Raw genomic sequence first — 25705 nt, forward strand, 5'->3', positions numbered from 1 at the left:
AAAATCATGACTTACAAGCTGATTCTGCTGCGCCACGGCCACAGCGAATGGAACGCCAAGAACCTGTTCACCGGCTGGGTGGACGTTGACCTTAACGACCAGGGCCGCGAGGAAGCAGCCCGCGGCGGTGAGCTCCTGGTGGAGCACAACATCCTCCCCGACGTCCTGTACACGTCACTGCTCAAGCGCGCCATTAACACGGCCAACATCACCCTGGACAAGGCGGACCGTGGCTGGATCCCCGTCAAGCGCGACTGGCGCCTGAACGAGCGCCACTACGGCGCCCTGCAGGGCAAGGACAAGGCCCAGACCCTGGCCGAGTTCGGTGAAGAGCAGTTCATGGAATGGCGCCGCAGCTACGACACCCCGCCGCCGCCCCTGTCCGACGACAGCGAGTTCTCCCAGGCCCACGATCCGCGCTACGCGGACCTCGGCGACGCCCTGCCGCGCACCGAGTGCCTCAAGGACGTCCTGGTCCGCCTGCTGCCGTACTGGGAATCGGACATCAAGGAGGACCTGAAGGCAGGCAAGACCGTCCTGGTCACAGCCCACGGCAACTCCCTGCGTGCCCTGGTCAAGCACCTGGACGGCATCAGCGACGACGCCATCTCCGGCCTGAACATCCCCACGGGCATCCCGCTGGTCTACGACCTCGATGACAACTTCCAGCCGATCAAGCGCGGCGGTACCTACCTGGACCCGGAGGCTGCCGCGGAGGCCATCCTCGCTGTGGCCAACCAGGGCAAAAAATAAGTAAAGCAGTAACTAACGACGGCGGGCCGGTCACCTTGAAGTGACCGGCCCGCCGTCGTTCGCGGTGAAGTTGGGCTAGAGACCCTGCGGCTGCCATTCGCCGGTCACCAGGTAGGTAACCTTGCGGGCCACGGAGACGCCGTGGTCAGCGAAGCGCTCGAAGTAGCGGCTCGCGAGGGCAACGTCCACCGTGGTGGCAGGGGACTCGGCCCAGTCGGGGGAGGCGATCGCCTTGAATACGCTCAGGTGGAGATCGTCGATGATGGTGTTGGCCTTCAGGATGTCGCGGGCCACTTCCAGGTCCCGGCTTTCCAGGAGCACCGTGAGCTTGTCCGCAATGATCTGGTCCTGTTCGGCCATCTTGCGGAAGGTCTCGGTCATGGACGCGGGGATGACCGTCGACGGGAAGCGGAGGCGGGCCAGCTGGGCGATGTGCCGCGCGAGGTCGCCCATCCGCTCCAGCGAGGCGCTCATCCGGAGGGAGCCAACGATCATCCGGAGGTCGCTCGCTACCGGGCCTTGCAGGGCGAGGATGTCGATGGCGCGTTCATCCAGGCTGTTCTGGAGGAAATCGATCCGGGCATCCGCGGCAATGACGTCTTCGGCCAGATCAACGTCCGCCACCTGGAAGGACGTGTTGGCCTTCTCCATGGCCTCGCTGACCAACTTGGAAATCTCAACGAGCTGCTCACCCACCTGGGTCAGCTCTTCCTGAAAAACCTTACGCACGGGGGCGTCCTTTCTCTGGAATCCCGCCCCCATGTGGCAGACGGAATTCATGTCGCCGTTCGGCACTCCAACCCGTAACTCTGCCAGCGTGCGGTGAACGGTTAGTCTCTTGTAGATGAACGTTAGCTGAACCGTCCGTGCAATGCCCCCGGACGCACCGGCCGGCCCGAAAGCACAGCATAAGCTGGAGCTGTGGATCCTATGCTTATCGGTGTCATCGCGGGGCTTGTCGGCCTGTCGCTCGGCACCTTTGGCGTGCTCGCCTTCAGGGTCAGCGAAAAGCAGCGCCAACTGGTGGATGTGTACATCGACGAGCTCACGCTGCCGAAGGGCGCTGCGGAGGTACTGGCCGTCGTCGGACGGGCCTTTGTGGTGGTGGATGCCGTCGACGGTGTAGTCCGCGCCAGCCCGGCTGCCTACGCCTACGGCCTGGTGCGCGGACACACCGTGGTGCATAAAGAGCTGCTGGACATGACGGCCGGCGTGCGCCGGGACGGCGTGATCCTGGAGAAGAAACTGGAGCTGCCCCGCGGCCCGCTGGGTCAGGGGACCATCATCGTCCAGGTTCGCGCAGCCATGCTCGGTGAGGAATACATTCTGCTGCTCGCCGATGACCGCACGGAGATCACCCGCACCGAGGAGATCCGCAACGACTTCGTGGCCAACGTGTCCCATGAGCTGAAGACCCCGGTGGGGGCAATTTCCCTGCTTGCCGAGGCGCTGGAGTCCTCGGCGGATGACGAAGAGGCCGTCCGCCGGTTCGCCAAGCGGATGCATAAGGAATCGGGCCGGCTTGCCGCCCTGGTCCAGGACATCATCGAGTTGTCCCGCCTACAAGGCGCCAGTGTGTCCCAGGAGGGCACGGCAGTGGACATCAACGCCGTCATCGCGGAGGCTGTTGACCGTTCCCAGCTCCCTGCCGAAAGCAAGAAGATCCAGATCGTTGTGGGTGAGCGCGTAGACGCCACGGTCTTTGGTGACAGGGACCTGCTGGTGACCGCGCTGCGGAACCTGATCGATAATGCCATCCGTTATTCGCCGGAGAACACCAGGGTGGGCGTGGGTGTCCGGGCCAAGGACGGACTGATTGCCGTGTCCGTCACCGACCAGGGCGAGGGGATGACCCCGGAGGATCAGGAGCGGGTGTTTGAACGCTTCTACCGGGTGGACTCTGCGCGGTCGCGCCACACCGGCGGCACCGGCCTTGGCCTGAGCATCGTCAAACATGTGGCATCAAACCATGGCGGCGAGGTCACTCTGTGGTCCCGCCCCGGCCAGGGATCCACCTTCACCCTGAGGCTTCCCGAGATGGAAACCCAGGACGAACCTGAATCTTCAGTTGTCAAAGATCGAGCCGTACCCGAGCGTGTCAATGAGCGCAACGTACATGAGCAAGGAGCCAGCGCTTGAGCAGGATTTTGATTGTCGAGGACGAAGAATCGTTCAGCGACCCGTTGTCCTATTTGCTGGGCAAGGAGGGGTTTGAGGTCGAAGTCGTGGACAACGGCCTCGACGCCATCACGGAGTTCGACCGGAACGGCGCGGACCTGGTCCTGCTGGACCTGCAATTGCCCGGTTTGTCCGGCACGGAGGTCTGCCGCCAGCTGCGCCAGCGCTCCAGCGTTCCGGTCATCATGCTGACGGCCAAGGACTCCGAGATTGACAAGGTGGTCGGCCTGGAACTGGGTGCGGACGACTATGTCACCAAGCCGTACTCGTCCCGCGAACTGGTGGCCCGGGTCCGTGCAGTGCTGCGCCGGCAGGGTGAGCCGGAGGAGCTGATCTCTGCCACCGTCCAGGCCGGCCCTGTCCGGATGGATATCGAACGGCACGTGGTCAGCGTGGACGGCGAGCAGGTCCTCCTGCCGCTGAAGGAATTCGAACTCCTGGAGATGCTGCTCAGGAACTCCGGCCGGGTCCTGACCCGCGGCCAGCTGATCGACCGTGTCTGGGGTTCGGATTACGTTGGCGACACCAAAACCCTCGACGTCCACGTCAAACGGCTGCGCGGCAAGATCGAACCGGACCCGTCAGTACCCCGCTTCCTGGTGACGGTCCGCGGCCTCGGTTACAAGTTCGAGCCGTAAGCACGGCTGCCGCCGCGCAGGGGGCTTCAGCCAACAGATGCAAAAAAGGAGGTGCTCCCCGCGGGGAGCACCTCCTTTGACGTTCTTCAGCCCTACTAGTGGGCGGTATCCGCCTCGCTCGCGGACGGCGACGGCGTGGGGGAGGCGGATTCGGTCGGTTCGCTGCCGGCCGGCAGGTACTCCTTGTACTCCGGCAGCGTTGCATCCAGGACCGGCATCCGGACGGTCTTGGTGACATTCGTGCCGTCTTCGGTGACCTTGATGTCTACCAGGGAGCCGGCAATGCCGCCGCTGGTGGACAGGATTGCTTCATCGGTGGAGTCGTTGAGGAGGGTGTAGGAGTTGGCCTTCACCGGCACCTGCGTCTGTGAGCCTTCGGCACCGTTGACCGTAAGCTTCACGTCCTGGGATGAGGAGTTGTAGACGGCGCCGATCAGGCGGCCCGGCTTGTCCTCGCCGGTGGACACGATGAGCATGTTCCGCAGCTGCAGGGGACCCAGGTCGGCACGGATGCCGTCGGAGGAGGCGTACTGGTGAGTGGTCTGCTGGGGGTTGATGTAGCCGCAGCCGGTCATCGTGGCCAGGCCCAGGGCCAGGGCTCCTGCCGCCAGTGCCAGTTTGCCGCTCTGGGCCCGGTTCATCGCAGTGAAACGCACGTCACGTACTCCTCGAGAGTGTGGAAACATTATTCAGCCATAGCCTAGCCGCAAACAGGGCCAAACGAGGATTCGGGACGGTCATATTGTCCTTGGCAGCGGGCCCCGCATGCACTATTATCTGCATCCGTCAAGGGGTCGGACGGGTCCGATTTCGCCCATTTTCCGCGTAATCACTGGGTTCGCGCCCCGGTTCCGGGCCAGTCATATGCCTGAATCGTGATAAACTAGTGTGCGGGAAAGGGGAATGTTTACATGGTATTTGAGGTCGGCGAGACAGTAGTTTACCCTCACCACGGTGCTGCAAAAATTGAAGAAATCAAGATGCGCACTGTCAAGGGCGAAGAGAAAATGTATCTCAAGCTCAAGGTGGCCCAGGGTGATCTGACCATTGAAGTTCCAGCAGAGAACGTTGACCTTGTTGGGGTCCGTGACGTTGTGGGCAAGGAAGGCTTGGAGCACGTTTTCGATGTGCTGCGGGCCGAGTTCACGGAAGAACCCACCAACTGGTCACGCAGGTACAAAGCAAATCTGGAGAAGCTCGCTTCCGGTGATGTCATCAAGGTAGCAGAGGTCGTCCGCGACCTTTGGCGCCGTGATCACGATCGGGGCCTTTCCGCAGGAGAGAAGCGCATGCTGGCCAAGGCCCGGCAGATTCTGATTTCAGAACTTGCACTGGCTGAAAAGACCGACGAAGAGAAGGCCGCGAGCGTTCTCGACGAGGTTCTGGCTTCCTAAGAATCGAACACCCCGGGGGTACGAAAGTACCTCCGGGGTTTCTTTTTGCCCGGATACCGGCAGGGCAGCCCGCTGGACGTAGGCTAGTCCGCATGAGTGATACTCCCACCCGCCTCATCACCGCTGTGATCCTGGTGGCCGCTGGTTCCGGTCAACGGCTTGGCTACGGTATGCCGAAGGCTGCGGTGCCCCTCGGCGGAGAACCCCTTCTGATGCACGCGCTGCGCGGTGTGGTGGCGTCCGGAGTCAGTAGCCAGGTATGCGTGGTCCTGCCGGTTGGCGACGATGGCCTCCGCCGGCTTTGTGAGGAGTTCAGGGAGGAACTGGCCGACGGCGGCCCACTCCTGAGCGTTGTAGATGGCGGTGCCACCCGTGCAGACTCCGTCAGGGCAGGCATCGCGGCCCTGATGGACGGCGTCGAGGCGGTGCTCGTCCACGACGCTGCGCGTGCCCTGACTCCTGACACGGTGTTCCACCGTGTCGCTGACGCACTGGCCGCCGGAGCCGCGGCTGTCATCCCCGCCGTAGCCGTGGTGGACACTGTGAAAACAGTGGCACCTACGTCCGGCGAGGATGTGGCCATGGCACCCGAGATCGTCACCGGAACAGCGGCCCGGGATGAACTCCGGGCAGTGCAGACCCCGCAAGGATTCCACCTCAGGACCCTCCTGAAAGCGCACGAAGCCGCCAAGGGCCTGGACGAGAGGCAATCGGCAGCGGTGACCGACGACGCCATGCTGGTGGAAATGCTCGGCACACGGGTCTTTGCAGTACGCGGGTCAACACAGTCCCTGAAAATCACCACCCCGTTGGATCTGATCCTCGCCGAAGGGCTCCTCGAGGGGCCCTTGGGTGCCCGTTGGGTTGAGGGGTGAGTGTGGGCTCGGAGCCAATGATCCTGCCCCGCACGGGCATCGGTCTGGACGTTCACGCATATGCACCCGAGGACCAGCCGCGTGCGCTGTGGTTGGGTGGCCTGTTCTGGGACGGCGAGCGGGGACTTGCCGGCCACTCGGACGGGGACCCGGTGGCGCATGCCGCGGCGGATGCCCTGTTCTCGGCCGCCGGCATCGGGGACCTTGGCACGCATTTCGGCACGGACCGTCCGGAGTTCGCCGGGGCATCCGGGATCACGCTCCTGACAGAGGCGGCCAGGATTGTCCGGGAGGCAGGGTTTGAGATCGGCAACGTGGCGGTGCAGTTTGTGGCTAACCGGCCCAAGTTCGGGCCGCGGCGGCAGGAGTCCCAGGACGTCCTGAGCGCGGCGGCGAATGCACCCGTCAGCGTCACGGCCACCACGAGCGACGGCCTGGGTTTCACGGGCCGGGGTGAGGGCATTTCCGCCATTGCCACCGCTTTGGTGTATCCCAGGTAACTTCGCGTCATCGGCTAATCTGGAGCGGTGACCCTCCGTTTTTACGACACCGCATCCGCCGAAGTCCGCGACTTCGTTCCCCTCGTCCCGGGAAAGGTGAGCCTGTACTACTGCGGGGCCACGGTGCAGGGCATGCCGCACGTTGGCCACATCCGTTCAGCCATCGCGTTTGACCAGCTCACGCGCTGGCTGGAGTACCGGGGCCTGCGCGTCACCGCAGTCCGCAATGTCACGGACATCGACGACAAGATCCTCATCAAATCCGCAGAGTCCTTTGACCCGGACTTCGAAGACGGACCGGACACGGTCCGCGAGGAGGAATGGTGGGCGCTGGCCTACCGCTACGAGCAGGAATTCCTCAAGGCCTACGACACGCTGGGCGTGTCCCGTCCCACCTATGAGCCCCGCGCCACCGGGCACATCCCGGAAATGCACGCCCTGGTCCAGCAATTGATCGACCGCGGCCACGCCTACCCGGCGCTGGACGGCTCCGGTGACGTCTACTTCGACGTGCGGTCCTGGGACAAATACGGCTCACTCACCCGCCAGAACATCGACGACATGCAGGGTGCACCGGACGCTGACCCGCGCGGCAAAAAGGACCCCCGCGACTTCGCCCTCTGGAAAGGGTCCAAAGAGGGAGAGCCGACGACGGCGAGCTGGGCTTCGCCGTGGGGTGCCGGCCGCCCGGGCTGGCATCTGGAATGCTCCGCCATGGTCACCAAATACCTCGGCACCGAGTTTGATATCCATGGCGGTGGGCTGGACCTGCGCTTCCCGCACCACGAAAACGAGATGGCCCAGTCCCAGGCGGCCGGGCACGGCTTCGCCAACTTCTGGATGCACAACGGCATGGTCACCTACCAGGGCGAGAAAATGTCCAAGTCCATCGGCAACACCATCAGCCCCGCCGAGATGCTGGAGCTCGCGCCTCCCCGCGTCGTCCGGTACTACCTCGGCCAGGCGCACTACCGCTCCGTGCTGGACTACCGGCCCACCTCGCTGGAGGAGGCGGCTGCCGCCGTCGAACGCATTGACGGGTTTATCAGCCGCGCCGTCCGGGCCCTGTCTCAGGGCGAACCGTCCGACGGCGGCAATTACGCCTTCTTCACGTACGGCAAGGTGCCGGAGCCGTTCGAGCGTGCCATGGATGACGATCTCAACGTGCCGCAGGCCCTCGCTGTGGTCCACGAAACAGTTCGCGCCGGTAACACCGCCCTTACCGAGGGGCGCCTGGAAGATGCCCGGCAGGCGCTGCATGACGTCCACGACATGCTCCGCGTTCTCGGCCTGAATGCGGTGGCGTCGGCCGGAGCAACGGACACCCGGGAAGCGGCCGCCCTCGAGGTGTTGGTGGAAGCCCAGCTGGCTGCCCGCGCCCAGGCCCGGGCCACGAAAGACTGGGCTGCGTCGGATGCCATCCGGGACACGCTCAGGGCGGCCGGAGTCGCCGTCGAGGACGGCCCTGATGGCGCTACGTGGAGCCTCCAGCGGGACTGACGCGGGGATTTCCGGCCCGGGGTCAGGCGATTTTACTTGATTCAGTAGACTGTTAAGCAGACTCAGTCAAACAATCAAGGGTGGAACTCTCATGGCCAACAACGGTCGCCGGTCGGTCAAAGCAAAGAAGGGGCCAACCATCGGAACCGGTGGTCACGGCCGCAAGGCCCTGGAAGGGAAGGGCCCCACGCCCAAGGCGGAGGACCGCCCGTACCACAAGGCACACAAGAGCAAGCAGCTTGCGGAACGGTCGGCCGCCAAGCGCGGCACCGGCGCCCGCAGCGCCGGAGCAGCCCGTTCCGGTCCGAAGGGGCGTGCCACCGAGGAAGTGGTCACCGGCCGTAACTCGGTGGTCGAAGCACTCCGTGCCGGCATTCCTGCCAAGGCCCTGCACATCGCCATCCGGATCGAAATGGATGACCGTGTCAAGGAATCCCTGAAAATTGCTGCTGAGCGCGGGATCCCGCTGCTTGAGACCGGCAAGCCCGAACTGGACCGCATGACTGACGACGCCGTCCACCAGGGGCTCGTCCTGCAGATCCCGCCCTACGAATACCAGGACGCCTATGACCTGGCCGAGGAAACCGTGGACCGCTGGAAGAAGGGCCACGTCTCCAACGCCCCGCTGTTTGTGGCGCTCGACGGCATCACGGACCCCCGCAACCTCGGCGCGATCATCCGTTCCGTCTCCGCTTTCAGCGGTCACGGCGTCATCGTCCCGGAACGCCGTTCCGTGGGTGTCACTGCCTCGGCCTGGAAGACCAGTGCCGGCGCGGCCGTGCGTGTTCCGGTGGCCCGCGCGGGCAACCTCAACAGTGCCCTGAAGCAGTTCAAGAGCATGGGCATCTTTGTCCTGGGGCTCGACGGCGACGGCGACGTCTCCCTGCCGGCCCTCACGCTCGGTACGGAACCGGTGTGCATCGTGGTGGGCTCCGAAGGCAAGGGCCTGAGCCGGCTGGTCCGCGAAAACTGCGACCAGATCGTTTCCATTCCCATCGACTCCGCCATGGAATCGCTCAACGCCTCCATGGCAGTGGGCATCTCCCTTTACGAGATCTCCCGGCAGCGCGCCGCCAAGTAGGCCGGACGCTCTCTCACTTAATGTGGGTTTTGACGCATCGCTCTCTCACTTTCCCGAAGAAAGTGAGAGAGCGTCGTCGCTTAAGCCGCATTAACTGAGAGAGCGTTGGGCCTGGAATTCACGGCGGTTGGCCAGGACCGGAAGCTTTTGGCGGGCTTCCTTGACCACAGCGGCGTCCAGGTCGGCGAACAACATGCCCGGGGCGCCGTCGAGCTCCTCCAGCACATCGCCGAAGGGCGAGACCACGGCGGAATGCCCCACCCCGGTGGGTGAGCCGGCCTTGGCCGGGGCGCCCTGGGTGACGGGATCACCCTGCCCGCACGCGAGGACGTACGTGGTGGAGTCGAGCGCGCGGGCGCGGGCCAGCAGCTGCCATTGGTCCACCTTGCCGGGCCCGGAAGCCCACGAAGCGCAGACGATGTTGGCGTCAGCACCGCGATCCGCGTTGGCCGTAAACAGCGCGGGGAAGCGGATGTCGTAGCAGGTCGCCAAGCCAAAGGTCAGGCCGCCGGCGTCGAAAGTTACCGGATCAGTGCCGGGTGCGACGGTGTCCGACTCAAGGAATCCGAACGCGTCGAAGAGGTGGACCTTGTCGTAACTGGACTCCACGCCGGGGCCGGTTGCCAGCAGCGTGTTACGCACCTTTCCGCCCGCGCCGGGGGTGAACAGTCCCGCCACCACCACAATCCCAAGCGAGGCCGCGATGCTTCGCACCCGGGACGCCCACGGCCCATCCAAAGGTTCAGCGACGTCCAGCAGAGAGTTCCCGAAGGCCCGCATGGATGCTTCCGGGAACACCACCATGTCCGCGCCGCCCGCCTTCGCCCTCCGCGCCTCCTGTTCAAGAATGGACAAATTGCCGGCCAGGTCCCGGCCGCTGATGATCTGAGCCAGCGCTACCCGCACTGTGCACCTCCGTTTGACGTTTCTTCCAGTATGCAGCGTCGGGTTGCCTCCGTCCGGGAATCGCCCGTAGCCGTCCGCCGGGAGACACAAAAGTGCGAATGCAGCTGAACAGGCGCTGGCCGCTACCATTGACGTGATGGTTATGCCGCTATTTGACACCGCTTCCACCATGGATGCCTCTTCGGCGCATCCTCTCGGTGTCAGCCTTCCGCGCCCTGGGGCCGGTCGCGACAAAGCCCTGCCGGACAGTGCCAATGTCGCTGTCTATGCGCCGGGCGTCGAAAACCTGGAGATCGCGTACAAGGCCCCCGGCAGCGAGTGGCGGCGGCAGGCCCTTCCCAATGTCACCCACGGCGTGCATCACGGGATTGTGGTGGATTTTCCGTACGGATCGCGCTACGGGTTCCGTGCTGTTTCCAAATCCGAAGCACTGCCGCTGTCCTTCCCCACGCTGAACCTGGACGACGACGCCGGGCAGCCGCTGCTTCTCGATCCTTACGGCCGTGCGGTGGATCAGCGGGAGGGCTTCCTGACGAGCGTCCGGATGGCGGGCCATTTCGACTGGGGAACAGACCAGAGGCCGCGCCAGCACTGGCGGAACACGATCATCTATGAGTCCCACGTCCGTGGCCAGAGCATGTTGCATCCCGATGTGCCCGAGGAACTGCGCGGAACCTACGCGGGCATGGCCCACCCGGCCATCATTGAGCATTTCAAGAGCCTCGGCATCACCTCGGTCCAGCTGCTCCCGGTGCACTTCCACCTTGACGAGCAGCACCTGCAGAACCTTGGCCTGACCAATTACTGGGGCTACAACACGGCTGCCTTTTTCGCGCCGCACCCGGACTATGCCACCAAAGCCGCGCAGGAAGCCGGACCGCAGGCTGTCCAGGACGAGTTCAAGGGAATGGTCAAGCTGCTGCACGCGGCCGGACTCGAGGTGATCCTTGACGTGGTGTACAACCACACCGCCGAGGGCGGGGCCGATGGCCCCACGATCAGCTTCCGCGGTCTCGGCGAGGAAATCTATTACCGCACCGACGGCCACGGAAGGTACGTGGATACAACGGGCTGCGGAAACACATTGAACTTCGGCCACCCCCGGGTGGTCCAGCTGGTCCTGGATTCCCTCCGCTACTGGGTGGACGAGTTCCATATCGACGGCTTCCGCTTTGACCTGGCCGTGACGCTCTGCCGGAACGCGGCCAACGAATTTGATCCGCGGCATCCCTTCCTCGTGGCGGTGGCCGCTGATCCTGTGCTGTCCGACGTGAAGCTCATCTCCGAGCCCTGGGATGTGGGCTACGGGGGCTGGCAGACAGGACGCTTCCCGGGCGGCTGGGTTGACTGGAACGACCACTTCCGGGACGGCGTGCGCTCCTTCTGGCTTGCCGACCGCGCCGCCATCGAGTCCGGCGGCCACGGCGGGTCGGTGGCCCGCCTGGCGGATGCCATGTCCGGATCGTCGGAGCTCTTTAAGGCATCGGGCCGTTCCAGGCTCGCATCCCTCAACCTCATCACTGCCCACGACGGCTTCACCCTCAACGACCTCGTTTCTTACGACCGTAAACACAACGAGGCCAATGGGGAGCAGAACCGGGACGGGCACGGGGACAACCGCAGCTTCAACCACGGCTTCGAAGGCCCCACCGAGGATGAGGACATCCTGGCCCAGCGGGCACAGTCCCGGCGCAACCTCATGGCGTCGATGATGTTTTCGCTGGGGGTGCCCATGATCACCGGCGGTGACGAGCTGGCACGCACCCAGCAGGGCAACAACAATGCGTACTGCCAGGACAACCCCCTCGCCTGGATTGACTGGACCCACACGCCTGAATCGCACGAGATGCTCCGCAGCACCAAGCGCTACATCCGGCTGCGCAAGGAGTTCCTGGCCAGCCAGCCGCACGACTTTCCGGCACGGGATGAGCAGTCGTACCTGTTCTGGTTTGACCACGCCGGCCAGCCCATGTCCATGGAACGGTGGAATGATCCCCGGCACCGGGTGATGCAGCTCCTGCTCGGCTCGGACGACGGCACCATAGCGGGCCTGGTAGTGGTCAACGGCAGCAAATCCAACGTCAAGATCACGCTCCCCGAAGTCACTAATGACGACGGCACGCCGCGCCGGATGTTCGAACTCCGGCTGACCACCTCGCCTCTTCACGAGCTCCGGCAAGGCGGCCGCGTGGCATCCGGCGAGACGGACCTCGTTGAGGCGTACTCCATCAACATCTACCGCACGTAGCGGCGGAGGGGACAAACATGCGCAACCGCTCTGTCGTTGCCCTGCTGCTGACAGGCTTGCTGGCCATTGCCCTGCTCGCTTTCGGCGGCACCGGGATCCTTGAATCCCTGGCGGGAAGTCCGACGCCGGCAACAAGTTCCAGCGCTGCACCGGTACCGGAGGCTCCCGTGCCGGGTCCGGCGGAGGTCCGCACCCCTGCAGCCGTTCCGGGACCGGACGCTGCTCCGGCGAACCCTTCCGGCCTTCCCTCGATCAGCGAATCCGCGCTTCCTGCCGAAGCACGCAGAACGCTGGCCCTCATCCGCGCCGGCGGGCCCTACTCGTACAGCCAGGATGACAAAACGTTCGGCAACTTTGAGCGCCTCCTGCCGCGGCAGTCGTCAGGCTATTACCGGGAGTACACGGTGCCCACACCCGGAGAGTCTGACCGGGGTGCCCGCCGGATTGTCGCCGGAGCCGGGGGAGAGAAGTACTACACGCAGGACCACTACGACTCGTTCACGTTCATCGCAGAAGGCAGCTGACACCGGTATGAAAATCTACTCCGCCGACACCTGGACCATGGAAGAACTCCAGGAACAGGTGGCCGATGCGGGCCGCCGCGTCCTGGTGGTGCCTGCCGCGGACAGCAAACGGGCGGTCCTGGAAACCTTCGGTGAAGTCCTGGCGTTCCCCGAGCACTACGGAGTGAACCTGGACGCCCTGAACGATTCCCTGCACGATTTCGCAGACAGCATCAGCGAAAACGGCGACGTTCCGGTCACGCTGATCTGGCAGGTCGCCGCGGCATTCCGCGGCGACCGTTCCTTCGGGATTATCTGCGAGGTCCTCCAGGATGCCGAGAGCTACGCCGGCAGCGACCTGTCCGTCACCGCCGTTCTCCTCTAGGCGTTGACGATCAGCCCCAGTTCAGCCTTTGACGCCAGTGCCTCGTGCCGGGGCAGGACGCGGACGGTGTAGCCGAACGGGCCGGAGCGGTCGATCGTCAGGGAGCCGCTGAACAGGTGGCGCCCGCTGCCCAGGTCCTCCTTGGCCTGCAGTTCCATCAGGGTCACATCCGACAGGGTGTCGCTTTCCTCGGCGCGGCCATAAGCCACCTCCACCGAGACGTCAGCGGGCGTCAGGGTATGCAGCGCGACGTACGCGTTCACCTGCATGGTGTCCCCGATCTGCGGATCCTCGGAGACTCCCACGGAATCCACGTGCTCCACATGCAGCAGGGGCCAGGCGGAACGCACCTGGGCTGTCCAGGCTGCCAGGGACCGGGCCTGCGAGTAGGAGTTGGCAACAGCCCGGCGTCCTGCCTCCGCAGCCGGCCGGTAGAGGACGTTCACGTAGTCATGCAACATACGTTCCGCGGACACCGCCGGACCCAGGTGCGACAGGGTGTGCTTGATCATGGACACCCAGTGCGTGGGAACCTTCTCCGCGCCGGTGCTCGAAGGCCCGGCCGCTCCCGCGCTGCTGGACACCGTGCTCCCGTAGAAGCGCGGCGCCACCTGCGTCTCCAGAAGTTCGTAGAGCGCAGCCGCCTCGATGTCGTCGCGCTCCTCGGGGGACGCATCATTGTTGGCCGTGGGGATGGCCCAGCCGTTTTCGCCGTCGTACATCTCGTCCCACCAGCCGTCCATCACCGAAAGGTTCAGCGAACCGTTGATGGCGGCCTTCATGCCCGACGTGCCGCAGGCCTCCAGCGGGCGCAGCGGGTTGTTCAGCCACACGTCGCAGCCCGGGAAGAGCGTCCTGGCCATGGCGATGTCATAGTTCGGCAGGAAGGCAATCCTGTGCCGGACTTCGGGGTCGTCGGTGAAACGGACCAGGTCCTGGATCATTTTCTTGCCCGCATCATCGGCCGGGTGGGATTTTCCGGCGATCACGAGCTGGATGGGGTGCTCGGGGTGCAGCAGCAGTGCCTTGAGCCGGTCAGGCTCGCGCAGCATCAGGGTAAGGCGCTTGTACGTCGGGACGCGGCGGGCGAAGCCGATGGTCAGGACATCGGGGTCCAGCACGCTGTCCGTCCAGGCGAGCTCGGCGTCGGCGGCACCCCGCTTCTTCCAGGCAGCCCTCAGCCGGCGGCGGACGTCGTCCACGAGGGCGGACCGCATGGCCCGGCGCAGGGCCCAGACGTCGGCATCGCTGACGTTGTAGGCCAGGTCCCAGCGCCCGTTGGCTTCGGCCTCGGGCCCGAACTGTTCCCGGGCGAGCCGGGCGATGCGCCCGTCAACCCAGGTGGGTACGTGCACGCCGTTGGTGACGGAGGTGATGGGCACCTCGGAGTGGTCAAAGCCAGGCCACAGCGCGGAGAACATCCCGCGTGAGACTTCGCCGTGCAGCTTGGCCACGCCGTTGGCCCGCTGCGCCAGCCGAAGGCCCATGACCGCCATGTTGAAGACTGACGGGTTGCCGTCGGCGTAGTTTTCCCGGCCAAGCTCCAGGATCCGGTCCACCGGCACGGCGGGCGCCAGTCCGGCCTGGAAGAAGTGCTGGATCTGCGAAATCTCAAAGCGGTCAATGCCCGCAGGCACCGGGGTGTGGGTGGTGAAGACGGTGGAGGCGCGGCCGGCTGCGAGGGCCTCGTCAAAGGTCAGGGCCGCCTCGCCGGACATCAGCTCCTGGATCCGCTCGATCCCCAGGAAACCGGCGTGCCCCTCATTGGTGTGGAACACCTCGGGTGCCGCCGTCCCGGTGAGCTGCTGGTAGGCGCGCAGTGCCTTGACCCCGCCCATGCCCAGCAGGAGTTCCTGCTGCAGGCGATGGTCGCCGCCGCCGCCGTAGAGCCGGTCGGTGACGCCGCGGGCGGCGTCGTCGTTGCCCGGAACGTTGGAGTCAAGGAGCAGCAGGGGAACACGTCCGACGTCGGCACGCCAGATGTGCGCCAGGAGCCGCCGGCCGTTGGGCAACGGAAGGGCGATCTGCAGGGGCCGGCCGTTACCGCCGGCGGACGGCTCCCGGAGCAGGGTCAGGGGAAGGCCGTCCGGGTCCAGGACCGGGTACGTTTCCTGCTGCCAGGCGTCCCTGGACAGAGACTGCTTGAAGTAGCCGGCCTGGTACAGGAGCCCGACGCCGATCAGGGGCACGCCCAGGTCCGATGCCGCCTTGAGGTGGTCGCCGGCCAGGATGCCAAGGCCGCCCGAGTACTGCGGCAGGACCTCGGTGATGCCAAATTCGGGGGAGAAGTACGCGATGGCGGCGGGGGCATCGGCGCCCAGGCCCTGGTACCAGCGCGGCTCGTCGAGGTACCGGTCGAGGTCATCGGCGGCGGCCCGGACACGTTCCACAACGGACTTGTCCGCGGCCAGGGCCTGGAACTCCTCACGGCTGACCCGGCCCAGGAAGCTCACCGGATCCTGCCCGCTTTCCTCCCATTTCCGGAGGTTGAGGCTGGCGAAAAGTTCCCGGGTGGGCCGGTGCCAGGACCAGCGCAGGTTGGTCGCCAACCGGACCAGGGGCCTGATCGGCTCGGGGAGGACAGTTCTGACGGTAAATCTGCGGATTGCCTTCACCTGCGTCACACTAACCGACAAGATCAACGTCCGGAACCGGAAAGGCTATCTTTTAGGTAAATGACAGTGGGTGTGGCGAAAAATCCTGATCTTGTGGTCAAAAAGCATCGCAGGCTTAGCAATCCGGGCCATTTCTCGCTAACGTCGAGCATGTGACGACTAACTCAGGAACCACCGCCGCCCTAAAGAAAAAGCCCAAAGGCAAAATCACCGACGGCCTCAGGTTTGGCCGTTTTCCGATCACCGCCGTACAGCCTGTGGTTGAGGGTGGAAAATACCCTGCCAAGGCCTTGCCGGGCGAGGATATCGTGGTCGGTGCCACCGCTTTCCGGGAGGGCCATGACCAGCTTGGTGTCAGCGCCGTCCTTTTGGATCCCCGCGGGAAGGAACGCCAGCGCGTACGCCTGGCGCCGCCCAGGGGGGAACGCGGCATGGGGACGGACCGCTGGGAGGGGATCCTCACGCCGTCGGGCGTTGGAAACTGGACCTTTTTCATCGAGGCCTGGCACGACCGCTACGGAACCTGGCACCACAACGCGGAAGTTAAGGTCGCCGCGGGCATCGACGTGGAGCTGATGCTCGCCGAAGGCGAGGCACTGCTGTCAGAAGCGGCCGACGACGTCTCCCGCAGTGCGTCGGACCGGCGAACCCTGCGCATGGCTGCCTCAATCCTGGGCAACGGGTCCCTCACCGAAGAAGAGCGCCTTGCCGGCGGCTTCGGCGCCGACGTGGCAGATGTCGTGAACCGCCAGCCGATCCGTGAACTGGTGACGGCCTCCGAGCAGTTCCCGCTGCTTGTGGAGCGCGACCTCGCAGGACGCGGGGCCTGGTACGAATTCTTCCCACGCTCCGAAGGGGCGGTCCGGGACCACACCACCGGGGCCTGGACCTCAGGTAACTTCCGGACGGCTGCCAAGCGGCTGGATGCAGTGGCAGCCATGGGCTTCGATGTGATCTACATGCCGCCGATCCACCCGATCGGAATTCAGCACCGCAAGGGCCCGAACAACACCCTGATCGCTGGGCCCCACGACCCCGGCTCGCCGTGGGCCATCGGCGCCAAGGAGGGCGGACACGACGCCATCCATCCGGATCTTGGCACGTTCGAGGACTTTGACGCATTTGTTGCCCGCGCCAATGAACTGGGGCTGGAAGTTGCCCTGGACCTGGCGCTGCAGGCCGCCCCCGACCACCCTTGGGTGGAGTCTCACCCTGAGTGGTTTACCACCCGTGTTGACGGCAGCATTGCCTACGCCGAAAATCCGCCGAAAAAATACCAGGATATCTTCCCGCTGAATTTCGACAATGATCCCGAGGGGCTGGCCAAGGAAATCCTCCGGATCGTCCAGCTGTGGGTCAGCCATGGCGTCAAGATTTTCCGGGTGGACAATCCGCATACAAAGCCGGTGTGGTTCTGGGAATGGCTCATTGCGCAGGTCAACAAAAAGACCCCCGGCGTGGTGTTCCTGGCAGAGGCATTTACACGCCCCGCGATGATGCACGCCCTGGGCCGGGCCGGATTCCAGCAGTCCTACACCTACTTCACGTGGCGGAACACGAAAAAGGAACTCGAAACTTACTTCGCCGAGGTCAGCCACGAGTCCGCCGCTTTCTTCCGCCCGAATTTCTTCGTCAACACACCGGATATCCTGACGGAGTACCTCCAGTTCGGCGGTCCGGCGGCCTTCAAGATCCGCGCGGCACTGGCATCGACGGCCAGCCCGTTGTGGGGTGTTTATGCCGGTTTCGAGCTGTACGAGCATGTGGCCCGCCCCGGGGCGGAAGAATACATCGACAATGAAAAGTTCGAATACAAGGCCCGTGACTGGGACGCTGCGGCTGAGTCGGGCCGCACCCTGGCCCCGTACCTGACCAGGCTCAACAGCATCCGGCACTCCCACCCGGCGCTGCAGGATCTGCAGAACCTCACTGTCCACCACAGCTCGGATGACGCGACCGTTGTCTACTCCAAGCACAAGACCCTTCCGGACGGCACCAAGGACACCATCATTGTGGTGGTCAACGTGGATCCCCACGGCACGAGGGAGAGCACCGTCTCGCTGGATCTGGCGGCCCTCCAACTCGATGCCGAGGATTTGTTGCCCAATGGCGCGTTCCGCGTGGACGACCTCATTTCCGGCGAATCCTGGGAGTGGGGCGAATACAATTACGTCCGCCTGGACGCGCACGTCGAACCCGCACACATTCTGAGCGTACGGAGATTGCATCAGTGAGTTTTAACCCGCAAAGTTCCAGTCAGCATTTCACTCCCAAAAGCACGTTTGAGCTAAACGCCCCGGGCTTGGCGCACGACCCTCTGTGGTACCGGAAGGCCGTGTTTTACGAAGTACTGGTCAGGGCATTTGCGGATGCGAACGGAGATGGTTCGGGCGATTTCTCGGGCCTAATTGACAGGCTTGACTACCTGCAGTGGCTGGGCGTGGACTGCCTGTGGCTGCCGCCGTTCTTCCAGTCGCCCCTGCGCGATGGCGGTTACGACATCTCGGATTACAACTCCGTGCTGGATGAGTTCGGAACCATCAGCGACTTCAAGCGGCTGGTTGCCGAGGCCCACGCCCGCGGCGTCCGGGTCATCATCGACCTGCCGCTGAACCACACCTCGGACCAGCACCCCTGGTTCCAGGAGTCGCGTAAGGACCCTGACGGCCCGTTCGGCGATTTTTACGTATGGAGCGATACCGACGAGAAGTACCAGGATGCGCGCATCATCTTCGTGGACACGGAGGAGTCCAACTGGACCTTCGATCCGATCCGCCGGCAGTTCTTCTGGCACCGCTTTTTCAGCCACCAGCCTGACCTCAACTTTGAAAACCCCCGGGTCATCGAAGCACTTTTTGACGTGGTGCGGTTCTGGCTGGACCAGGGCATCGACGGCTTCCGGGCCGATGCGATTCCCTACCTCTTCGAGGAAGAGGGGACCAACTGCGAAAACCTTCCGGCCACGCACGATTTCCTGCGCAAGCTGCGGGCCATGGTGGACGAAAGCTACCCCGGCCGCGTCATCATCGCCGAGGCCAACCAGCCGCCCAACGAAGTGGTGGAGTACTTCGGAACAGCGGAAGAGCCCGAGTGCCACATGGCCTTCCACTTTCCCATCATGCCGCGGCTCTACTACGCCCTGCGCGACCAGAAGGCCGCCCCGATCATCGAGACCATGCAGGACACGCCCGAAATTCCGGAGGGTGCCCAGTGGGGCACGTTCCTGCGGAACCACGATGAGCTGACCCTTGAAATGGTCACAGCGGATGAGCGGGCCGCCATGCTGGGCTGGTACGCGCCGGACCCCCGGATGCGTGCAAACATCGGTATCCGCCGCCGGCTGGCGCCCCTGCTGGATAATTCCCGTGCCGAGATCGAACTGATCAACGCCCTGCTGCTGTCGCTGCCCGGCAGCCCGTTCCTGTACTACGGGGACGAGATCGGCATGGGGGACAACATCTGGCTCGAGGACCGCGACGCTGTGCGTACCCCGATGCAGTGGAATCCGGACCGCAACGCCGGTTTCTCCCACGCGGACCCGGGAAAGCTTTACCTCCCGGTGATCCAGTCCCTGGTCTACAACTACGGAATGGCCAACGTCGAAGCCGAGGCTGCGCATTCCGGTTCCCTGCTCCGCTGGACCCGGCAGATCCTCAGCGTCCGCAAGAACCACCCGGCGTTCGGGCTGGGGGCCTTCAAGCACGTCGAAGCGGATCATGACGCCGTCGTGTCGTACCTGCGCGAACTCTCGGAGGACAACACGATGGGGGAGGCCGGGGAAGTCATTCTCTGTGCGTTCAACCTTTCCCAGCACCCGGTCGCCGCTAAACTGCGGATCCCGCAATACGCCGGTCGCGGCCTGCGCGACGTCTTCGGCGGCCAGCCCTTCCCCGGGATTGACGAAGAGGGATCGCTGACACTGACCTTGGGAAGCCATGATTTCTTCTGGCTGCGGGTCCGCTCAGCGACGTCGAACCCATCTTCCCCGTATACGCAGGCGCTCCCCGTCCTGTCCATCGAGAACTGACATGAACGAACCCACGCTCATACCCACGCTCAGTGCCGCCCTGCGGGAATGGCTTCCGCTCCAGCGCTGGTTCCCGGTGAAGTCTGCCGATTTTTCGCTGGAGCTGGCTGGCAGCCTGAGCCTCGAGGATCCTGCCGGGCAGGCGCAGCTGCAGGTCTTCCTGCTGGCCGTCTCCTACCGGACGGCCGACGGCGGGCAGCGGACCGACGTGGTCCAGGTTCCGTTGAGTTATCGCGATGTCCCCCTCTCCGGCGCTGAAGGTGCGCTGGTGGGCCGGGCACCCGACGCCGGGATCGACTGGATCTACGACGCCGTGCACGATCCTTCCTTTGTGGCTGCCTGGCTGGAACTGATCCGGTCCGAATCGCACCCGCTCTCGGGTGCGGCGACCGGACACCGTACAGGATCGGACCACCGCCTGCCCACAGCGCACGGCATGGTCAAAGTGCTGTCCGGGGAGCAGTCCAACAGTTCCGTCATTGTCGACGACGGCGAGTCGGCGGCCATTGTGAAGTTCTTCCGCGTCCTTTCAGAAGGCGTCAACCCGGAGGTCGAGGTGGGTGCGGCGCTGACCGCCGAAGGCACATCCGAGGTGCCCGCCACGCTCGGCTGGGTGCGCGGGGAATGGCGGGTACCTGATCAGGACCGGCCCGGCGACCTTCCCTCGGGTTTTTCCCTCCAGGCACAGGGCGAGCTTGCGGTAGCCCACGAATTTCTTGCCGGTGGCCGTGATGCGTGGCGACTCGCCGTGGATGCCGCCCGGACGGGCGAGGACTTCACTGCCGAGGCACATGCCCTCGGCGCAGCTACGGCCACTGTCCACCGCCGGCTTGCCGCCGCCCTCGGCACGTCCGTGGAGCCGGTCCCCGGCCAGGTCATTGCGCCCGGAGTAGCCCAGCGTGTCCGCCAGGCATGGGCAGAAGCCGCTGCCGCCGTCGGGCCCTATGACGAGGCGCTGGAGGCGCTGCTTGGCGAGCTCGACGTCGTGGCTGCAGGACCGCTGCAGCGGATCCACGGCGATCTCCACCTCGGGCAGATTTTGCAGGTCCCCGGCCACGACGGCGATCCTGGCCGATGGGCCATCCTGGACTTTGAGGGTGAGCCCCTCCGGCCGATCGCCGAGCGCAATTTCCCCGACGTTCCGCTCCGGGACGTGGTGGGGATGCTTCGCTCCTTCGACTACGCGGCCGGTGCGGCAGAACGGGAGTACCAGGGCGCGCGCGTTCCGGCATCGTGGGTGGATGATTGTGCAGACGCCTTCCTCGCCGGTTATGCCGAGGTCACTCCCGGCACCATCGACCGCCGTTCGCCGCTGTTTGTGGCATTGTGGCTGGACAAGGCACTTTACGAAGTTGTTTATGAATTGCGGAACAGACCCGACTGGCTGGCCATTCCTGCGAATGCGTCCAGGCGGCTCCTCAGCGTTAAAGGCTCCGGCGAACAGGCCGGCGCAGCATCGGAAGGTATCAACATGACCGGTTCAGCACCAACAGACAGGCCGAGTGTGCCGCTTCACGTGGACCCGGACACTTTGGGCCAGGTGGCAAACGGCGAACACCACGCGCCGCACTCGGTACTCGGTGCCCATCTGGACAACCATGGCCACGTCACGGTCAGGACGGTAAAGCACCTTGCGGAAGCCGTGACCGTTGTGACTGCTGCCGGGTCCATCCCTATGCAGCACGAGGAGCACGGCGTATGGGTGGCGGTCATGGAACCGCTTCAGGCCGGCCACGTGCCTGACTACCGGCTGGAAGTTACGTACGCCGGGGCAGAACCGGTAACTGTGGACGAGCCCTACCGCTACCTGCCCACGGTGGGTGAAGTGGACCTGCACCTGATTGGTGAAGGCCGGCACGAGAAGCTCTGGGAAGTGCTGGGCGCCCACGTCCAGCATTACAAGTCCTCCCTGGGCGACGTCGACGGCGTGTCCTTCGCAGTCTGGGCCCCCAACGCGCAGGCGGTCCGGGTCAAGGGCGACTTCAACGCATGGGACGGCCGCGAAAATTCGCTCCGCTCACTGGGCTCCTCCGGTGTGTGGGAAGTCTTCGTCCCCGGCGTTTTAGCAGGGGCGTGCTACAAATTTGAAATCAAGACCAAGTACGGCAACTGGGTCGAAAAAGCAGACCCCCTCGCCTTCGGCACCGAGGTCCCGCCGCTGACGGCCTCCAGGGTGGTTGAGCCGTCCTATGCGTTCAAGGACGCCGAATGGATGGAGGCACGCGCCCAGCGTGACCCGCACAATTCCCCCATGAGCGTCTACGAAGTCCACCTCGGCTCGTGGCGCCTGGGCCTGGGCTACCGCGAACTGGCCAAGGAACTGGTGGACTACGTCAAGTGGCTCGGCTTTACGCACGTGGAGTTCATGCCCGTTGCCGAACACCCCTTCGGCGGCTCCTGGGGCTACCAGGTCACGTCCTACTTCGCGCCGACCTCGCGGTTCGGCCACCCGGACGAGTTCCGGTTCCTGGTGGACTCCCTTCACCAGGCCGGCATCGGTGTGCTCCTGGACTGGGTCCCGGCGCACTTCCCCAAGGATTCCTGGGCATTGGCCCAGTTTGACGGCGAGGCGCTGTATGAGCACGCTGATCCAAACCTGGGGGAGCACCCCGACTGGGGAACGCTGATTTTCGACTTCGGCCGGACCGAAGTGCGGAACTTCCTCGTGGCCAACGCACTGTACTGGCTCGACGAGTTCCACATCGACGGGCTCAGGGTGGATGCCGTGGCCTCGATGCTGTACCTGGACTACTCGCGTGAGGACGGGCAATGGTCACCCAACCGTTTCGGCGGCCGGGAAAACCTCGAAGCCATGTCCTTCCTGCAGGAAGTCAACGCCACTGTCTACAAGACACACCCCGGCGCCGTGATGATTGCGGAAGAATCCACGGCGTTCCCGGGCGTGACAGCACCGACGAGCCACGGAGGCCTCGGCTTCGGCCTTAAGTGGAACATGGGCTGGATGCACGACTCCCTCAAGTACGTCTCCGAAGACCCGGTAAACCGAAAGTGGCACCACGGGACGGTGACGTTCTCGATGGTCTACGCGTTCACGGAGAACTTCCTGCTCCCGATCAGCCATGACGAAGTAGTGCACGGCAAAGGGTCCATGCTCCGGAAGATGCCCGGTGACCGCTGGCAGCAGCTGGCCAACCTCCGCGCGTTCCTGGCGTACCAGTGGGCCCACCCCGGTAAGCAGCTCATTTTTATGGGTACCGAGTTCGGGCAGGAGGCCGAATGGTCCGAACAGCACGGCCTGGACTGGTACTTGGCCGACATTCCGGCGCACAACGGAATACAGCTCCTGACCAAGGACCTCAACGAGCTCTACAGCTCGACGCCGGCGCTGTACACGCGGGACAACGAACCGGGCGGTTTCCAATGGATCAATGGTGGAGACGCTGACCGCAACGTCCTGACCTTCATCCGCTGGGACAAGGACGGCAACCCGCTGGTCTGCGCCATCAACTTCTCCGGCGGACCTCATGTGGGTTACACCCTGGGGGTTCCGGCCGCCGGCGACTGGGTTGAGGTGCTCAATACCGATGCGGAGACCTATGGCGGATCGGGAGTCCTGAACGCCGGATCGCTGACTGCCACTGACGAAGGGCTCGACGGTCAGCCGGCGACTCTCAGCGTCACGCTTCCGCCGCTGGGTGCGGCGTACTTCAAGCCCGGTGCACGGACGGCGGTTAAGCGGCCGTCCGCTGGACAGGAAAGTGTGAAGCCGGTCTCTTAAGACCGCAAGAAAAAGCCCGGAATCCCTTGAGATTCCGGGCTTTTTCGTTGGATGATGGAGGGGTAGCGGGATGCCGTCCGGGGGGCGGGTGGTCAACCCCAAAAAGTGGTGGTAGAGTTTATTTCCGCGCTGCTCCACGGAGTCAGACGGAAAAACCGACACGAAAGCCCTAGGCTGAAGCGAGTCGCGGACGCCGGTTTGACAAGAGCTGGACCAGCCGGTAAGTTTGAAAAGTTGCTCCGGAGCGATCCACGGCTGAGAAGTGCTGGTGGTGGTGCCGGGTGTGTCTGTTGTTTGAGAACTCAATAGTGTGCCAAGTTTGTTGATACCAATTTATTGTATTGAATTGGTTGAATTGGCCGGGTCATGCCGCCCCTGTGGTGTGGTCTGGTTTTTACAGCTGGTTTCAAATTTTGCAGTGCGGTTGCCGCGTTATTTCCGTGGTTTCTGTGTTGTGTTCGTTTTTGTTTTACTTCAACGGAGAGTTTGATCCTGGCTCAGGATGAACGCTGGCGGCGTGCTTAACACATGCAAGTCGAACGATGAACCTCACTTGTGGGGGGATTAGTGGCGAACGGGTGAGTAACACGTGAGTAACCTGCCCTTGACTCTGGGATAAGCCTGGGAAACTGGGTCTAATACCGGATATGACTCCTCATCGCATGGTGGGGGGTGGAAAGCTTTTTGTGGTTTTGGATGGACTCGCGGCCTATCAGCTTGTTGGTGAGGTAATGGCTCACCAAGGCGACGACGGGTAGCCGGCCTGAGAGGGTGACCGGCCACACTGGGACTGAGACACGGCCCAGACTCCTACGGGAGGCAGCAGTGGGGAATATTGCACAATGGGCGAAAGCCTGATGCAGCGACGCCGCGTGAGGGATGACGGCCTTCGGGTTGTAAACCTCTTTCAGTAGGGAAGAAGCGAAAGTGACGGTACCTGCAGAAGAAGCGCCGGCTAACTACGTGCCAGCAGCCGCGGTAATACGTAGGGCGCAAGCGTTATCCGGAATTATTGGGCGTAAAGAGCTCGTAGGCGGTTTGTCGCGTCTGCCGTGAAAGTCCGGGGCTCAACTCCGGATCTGCGGTGGGTACGGGCAGACTAGAGTGATGTAGGGGAGACTGGAATTCCTGGTGTAGCGGTGAAATGCGCAGATATCAGGAGGAACACCGATGGCGAAGGCAGGTCTCTGGGCATTAACTGACGCTGAGGAGCGAAAGCATGGGGAGCGAACAGGATTAGATACCCTGGTAGTCCATGCCGTAAACGTTGGGCACTAGGTGTGGGGGACATTCCACGTTTTCCGCGCCGTAGCTAACGCATTAAGTGCCCCGCCTGGGGAGTACGGCCGCAAGGCTAAAACTCAAAGGAATTGACGGGGGCCCGCACAAGCGGCGGAGCATGCGGATTAATTCGATGCAACGCGAAGAACCTTACCAAGGCTTGACATGGACTGGAAATACCTGGAAACAGGTGCCCCGCTTGCGGTCGGTTCACAGGTGGTGCATGGTTGTCGTCAGCTCGTGTCGTGAGATGTTGGGTTAAGTCCCGCAACGAGCGCAACCCTCGTTCTATGTTGCCAGCGCGTAATGGCGGGGACTCATAGGAGACTGCCGGGGTCAACTCGGAGGAAGGTGGGGACGACGTCAAATCATCATGCCCCTTATGTCTTGGGCTTCACGCATGCTACAATGGCCGGTACAAAGGGTTGCGATACTGTGAGGTGGAGCTAATCCCAAAAAGCCGGTCTCAGTTCGGATTGGGGTCTGCAACTCGACCCCATGAAGTCGGAGTCGCTAGTAATCGCAGATCAGCAACGCTGCGGTGAATACGTTCCCGGGCCTTGTACACACCGCCCGTCAAGTCACGAAAGTTGGTAACACCCGAAGCCGGTGGCCTAACCCCTTACGGGGAGGGAGCTGTCGAAGGTGGGACTGGCGATTGGGACTAAGTCGTAACAAGGTAGCCGTACCGGAAGGTGCGGCTGGATCACCTCCTTTCTAAGGAGCACCTACAGTCACCGTGCCTCACGTTATGTGAGTGTGGCGGGGTTGTCAGGAGTATATGCCCGTTGCGCAGACGTTTGTTCTGCGGCGGGTGCTCACGGGTGGAATATCAGCAAATAGGTGCCTGGTGGCACGGACCGGTTGTTAGTACGGACATTGTTTTTCTTCGGAAGATCAGTTGTCCTGGAACGCTCGCTGGTTCGGGTTGCTGGGTAGTGTTTGGCACACTGTTGGGTCCTGAGGCAACAGGGCCGGGGTTCTTCCCTTGGGGAGGGTTCCGGGTTTGTTTGTTTCTGGTTTCCTGGCTGCATCGATCGCGCATGTTGTGTGTGTGGGGTGTGTGGTTTGGGGTTGTTGTT

18 protein-coding genes and 1 rRNA gene are annotated in these 25705 nt (G+C 63.7%); 15 read left to right on the plus strand and 4 right to left on the minus strand.

Annotated features, from left to right (window positions below; genetic code table 11):
* Window positions 1-6 precede the first annotated feature (6 nt).
* Window positions 7-753 carry a phosphoglyceromutase gene (locus IDT60_RS03320; RefSeq protein ID WP_191080864.1) on the plus strand — a complete coding sequence of 249 codons (747 nt, stop codon included), beginning with the start codon at window positions 7-9 and terminating at the stop codon, window positions 751-753.
* Window positions 754-828: 75 nt separating this feature from the next.
* On the opposite strand, the gene phoU is transcribed toward IDT60_RS03320, so the two are convergent.
* Window positions 829-1482 (minus strand): phosphate signaling complex protein PhoU, encoded by a 654-nt coding sequence (gene phoU, locus IDT60_RS03325; protein WP_164202239.1) that lies wholly within the window; start codon window positions 1480-1482, stop codon window positions 829-831.
* Window positions 1483-1683: 201 nt separating this feature from the next.
* Here phoU and IDT60_RS03330 point away from each other — a divergent pair, with 201 nt between their 5' ends.
* Complete coding sequence (locus tag IDT60_RS03330; protein WP_191081810.1) at window positions 1684-2892, plus strand: cell wall metabolism sensor histidine kinase WalK; 1209 nt, start codon at window positions 1684-1686, stop codon at window positions 2890-2892.
* The gene (locus IDT60_RS03335) at window positions 2889-3569 is read left to right on the plus strand and encodes a response regulator transcription factor (RefSeq protein WP_164202237.1); all 681 of its coding nucleotides are present in this window, start codon (window positions 2889-2891) and stop codon (window positions 3567-3569) included. The genes IDT60_RS03330 and IDT60_RS03335 overlap by 4 nt, the downstream gene beginning before the upstream one ends.
* Before the next feature lie 95 nt (window positions 3570-3664).
* Here IDT60_RS03335 and IDT60_RS03340 read toward each other — a convergent pair whose 3' ends face one another.
* Window positions 3665-4225: a hypothetical protein gene (locus IDT60_RS03340; RefSeq protein ID WP_370590718.1), complete on the minus strand. Its 561-nt coding sequence runs from the start codon at window positions 4223-4225 to the stop codon at window positions 3665-3667.
* 255 nt (window positions 4226-4480) lie between these two features.
* Between IDT60_RS03340 and IDT60_RS03345 the strand changes: the two genes are divergently transcribed.
* From IDT60_RS03345 to rlmB, 5 genes are all read left to right on the plus strand, one after another.
* Window positions 4481-4963 carry a CarD family transcriptional regulator gene (locus tag IDT60_RS03345; protein ID WP_026266570.1) on the plus strand — a complete coding sequence of 161 codons (483 nt, stop codon included), beginning with the start codon at window positions 4481-4483 and terminating at the stop codon, window positions 4961-4963.
* A gap of 92 nt (window positions 4964-5055) precedes the next feature.
* Entirely contained in the window at window positions 5056-5838 is a 783-nt protein-coding gene (ispD, locus tag IDT60_RS03350; RefSeq protein WP_191080865.1) for a 2-C-methyl-D-erythritol 4-phosphate cytidylyltransferase, read from the plus strand.
* A 17-nt stretch (window positions 5839-5855) separates the two neighbouring features.
* Window positions 5856-6338 carry a 2-C-methyl-D-erythritol 2,4-cyclodiphosphate synthase gene (gene ispF / locus IDT60_RS03355; RefSeq protein ID WP_164202233.1) on the plus strand — a complete coding sequence of 161 codons (483 nt, stop codon included), beginning with the start codon at window positions 5856-5858 and terminating at the stop codon, window positions 6336-6338.
* A 27-nt stretch (window positions 6339-6365) separates the two neighbouring features.
* A complete protein-coding gene (gene cysS, locus IDT60_RS03360) occupies window positions 6366-7838 on the plus strand; it encodes a cysteine--tRNA ligase (RefSeq protein ID WP_191080866.1) in 1473 nt (490 codons plus the stop codon).
* Between the two features lie 91 nt (window positions 7839-7929).
* Complete coding sequence (gene rlmB / locus IDT60_RS03365) at window positions 7930-8919, plus strand: 23S rRNA (guanosine(2251)-2'-O)-methyltransferase RlmB (RefSeq protein WP_164202229.1); 990 nt, start codon at window positions 7930-7932, stop codon at window positions 8917-8919.
* 90 nt (window positions 8920-9009) lie between these two features.
* Here rlmB and IDT60_RS03370 read toward each other — a convergent pair whose 3' ends face one another.
* Complete coding sequence (locus IDT60_RS03370) at window positions 9010-9825, minus strand: carbon-nitrogen hydrolase family protein (protein ID WP_191080867.1); 816 nt, start codon at window positions 9823-9825, stop codon at window positions 9010-9012.
* A 136-nt stretch (window positions 9826-9961) separates the two neighbouring features.
* Between IDT60_RS03370 and glgX the strand changes: the two genes are divergently transcribed.
* From glgX to IDT60_RS03385, 3 genes are read left to right on the plus strand one after another with little or no spacing between them, the layout of a single operon-like run.
* Complete coding sequence (gene glgX / locus IDT60_RS03375; protein WP_191080868.1) at window positions 9962-12073, plus strand: glycogen debranching protein GlgX; 2112 nt, start codon at window positions 9962-9964, stop codon at window positions 12071-12073.
* Window positions 12074-12090: 17 nt separating this feature from the next.
* Window positions 12091-12597: a ribonuclease domain-containing protein gene (locus IDT60_RS03380; protein ID WP_191080869.1), complete on the plus strand. Its 507-nt coding sequence runs from the start codon at window positions 12091-12093 to the stop codon at window positions 12595-12597.
* Window positions 12598-12604: 7 nt separating this feature from the next.
* The gene (locus tag IDT60_RS03385; protein WP_191080870.1) at window positions 12605-12961 is read left to right on the plus strand and encodes a barstar family protein; all 357 of its coding nucleotides are present in this window, start codon (window positions 12605-12607) and stop codon (window positions 12959-12961) included.
* On the opposite strand, the gene glgP is transcribed toward IDT60_RS03385, so the two are convergent.
* Window positions 12958-15576 carry an alpha-glucan family phosphorylase gene (glgP, locus tag IDT60_RS03390; RefSeq protein ID WP_191080871.1) on the minus strand — a complete coding sequence of 873 codons (2619 nt, stop codon included), beginning with the start codon at window positions 15574-15576 and terminating at the stop codon, window positions 12958-12960. The genes IDT60_RS03385 and glgP overlap by 4 nt on opposite strands.
* A 152-nt stretch (window positions 15577-15728) precedes the next feature.
* Here glgP and IDT60_RS03395 point away from each other — a divergent pair, with 152 nt between their 5' ends.
* The 4 genes from IDT60_RS03395 (at window position 15729) to IDT60_RS03410 (ending at window position 25340) form a co-directional block, all read left to right on the plus strand.
* Window positions 15729-17810 carry an alpha-1,4-glucan--maltose-1-phosphate maltosyltransferase gene (locus tag IDT60_RS03395; protein WP_191080872.1) on the plus strand — a complete coding sequence of 694 codons (2082 nt, stop codon included), beginning with the start codon at window positions 15729-15731 and terminating at the stop codon, window positions 17808-17810.
* Window positions 17807-19603 (plus strand): maltose alpha-D-glucosyltransferase, encoded by a 1797-nt coding sequence (treS, locus tag IDT60_RS03400; RefSeq protein WP_164202216.1) that lies wholly within the window; start codon window positions 17807-17809, stop codon window positions 19601-19603. Before IDT60_RS03395 ends, treS begins: the two co-directional genes overlap by 4 nt.
* A gap of 1 nt (window position 19604) precedes the next feature.
* Window positions 19605-23342, plus strand: coding sequence for a 1,4-alpha-glucan branching enzyme (locus IDT60_RS03405; RefSeq protein ID WP_191080873.1), 3738 nt, complete (start codon window positions 19605-19607; stop codon window positions 23340-23342).
* Between the two features lie 474 nt (window positions 23343-23816).
* Window positions 23817-25340 (plus strand): 16S ribosomal RNA (locus IDT60_RS03410).
* The last annotated feature ends 365 nt before the right edge of the window (window positions 25341-25705 follow it).

This window comes from Pseudarthrobacter sp. BIM B-2242 (assembly GCF_014764445.1).
Taxonomy (GTDB): domain Bacteria; phylum Actinomycetota; class Actinomycetes; order Actinomycetales; family Micrococcaceae; genus Arthrobacter; species Arthrobacter luteus_A.

What these genes read in the sequence shown, in the direction of transcription:
- IDT60_RS03320 (WP_191080864.1), top strand. Translation starts at nt 7, where the DNA reads ATGACTTACAAGCTGATTCTGCTGCGCCACGGCCACAGCGAATGGAAC.
- IDT60_RS03330 (WP_191081810.1), top strand. Translation starts at nt 1,684, where the DNA reads ATGCTTATCGGTGTCATCGCGGGGCTTGTCGGCCTGTCGCTCGGCACC.
- IDT60_RS03345 (WP_026266570.1), top strand. Translation starts at nt 4,481, where the DNA reads ATGGTATTTGAGGTCGGCGAGACAGTAGTTTACCCTCACCACGGTGCT.
- ispD (WP_191080865.1), top strand. Translation starts at nt 5,056, where the DNA reads ATGAGTGATACTCCCACCCGCCTCATCACCGCTGTGATCCTGGTGGCC.
- ispF (WP_164202233.1), top strand. Translation starts at nt 5,856, where the DNA reads ATGATCCTGCCCCGCACGGGCATCGGTCTGGACGTTCACGCATATGCA.
- rlmB (WP_164202229.1), top strand. Translation starts at nt 7,930, where the DNA reads ATGGCCAACAACGGTCGCCGGTCGGTCAAAGCAAAGAAGGGGCCAACC.
- glgX (WP_191080868.1), top strand. Translation starts at nt 9,962, where the DNA reads ATGGTTATGCCGCTATTTGACACCGCTTCCACCATGGATGCCTCTTCG.
- IDT60_RS03380 (WP_191080869.1), top strand. Translation starts at nt 12,091, where the DNA reads ATGCGCAACCGCTCTGTCGTTGCCCTGCTGCTGACAGGCTTGCTGGCC.
- IDT60_RS03385 (WP_191080870.1), top strand. Translation starts at nt 12,605, where the DNA reads ATGAAAATCTACTCCGCCGACACCTGGACCATGGAAGAACTCCAGGAA.
- IDT60_RS03405 (WP_191080873.1), top strand. Translation starts at nt 19,605, where the DNA reads ATGAACGAACCCACGCTCATACCCACGCTCAGTGCCGCCCTGCGGGAA.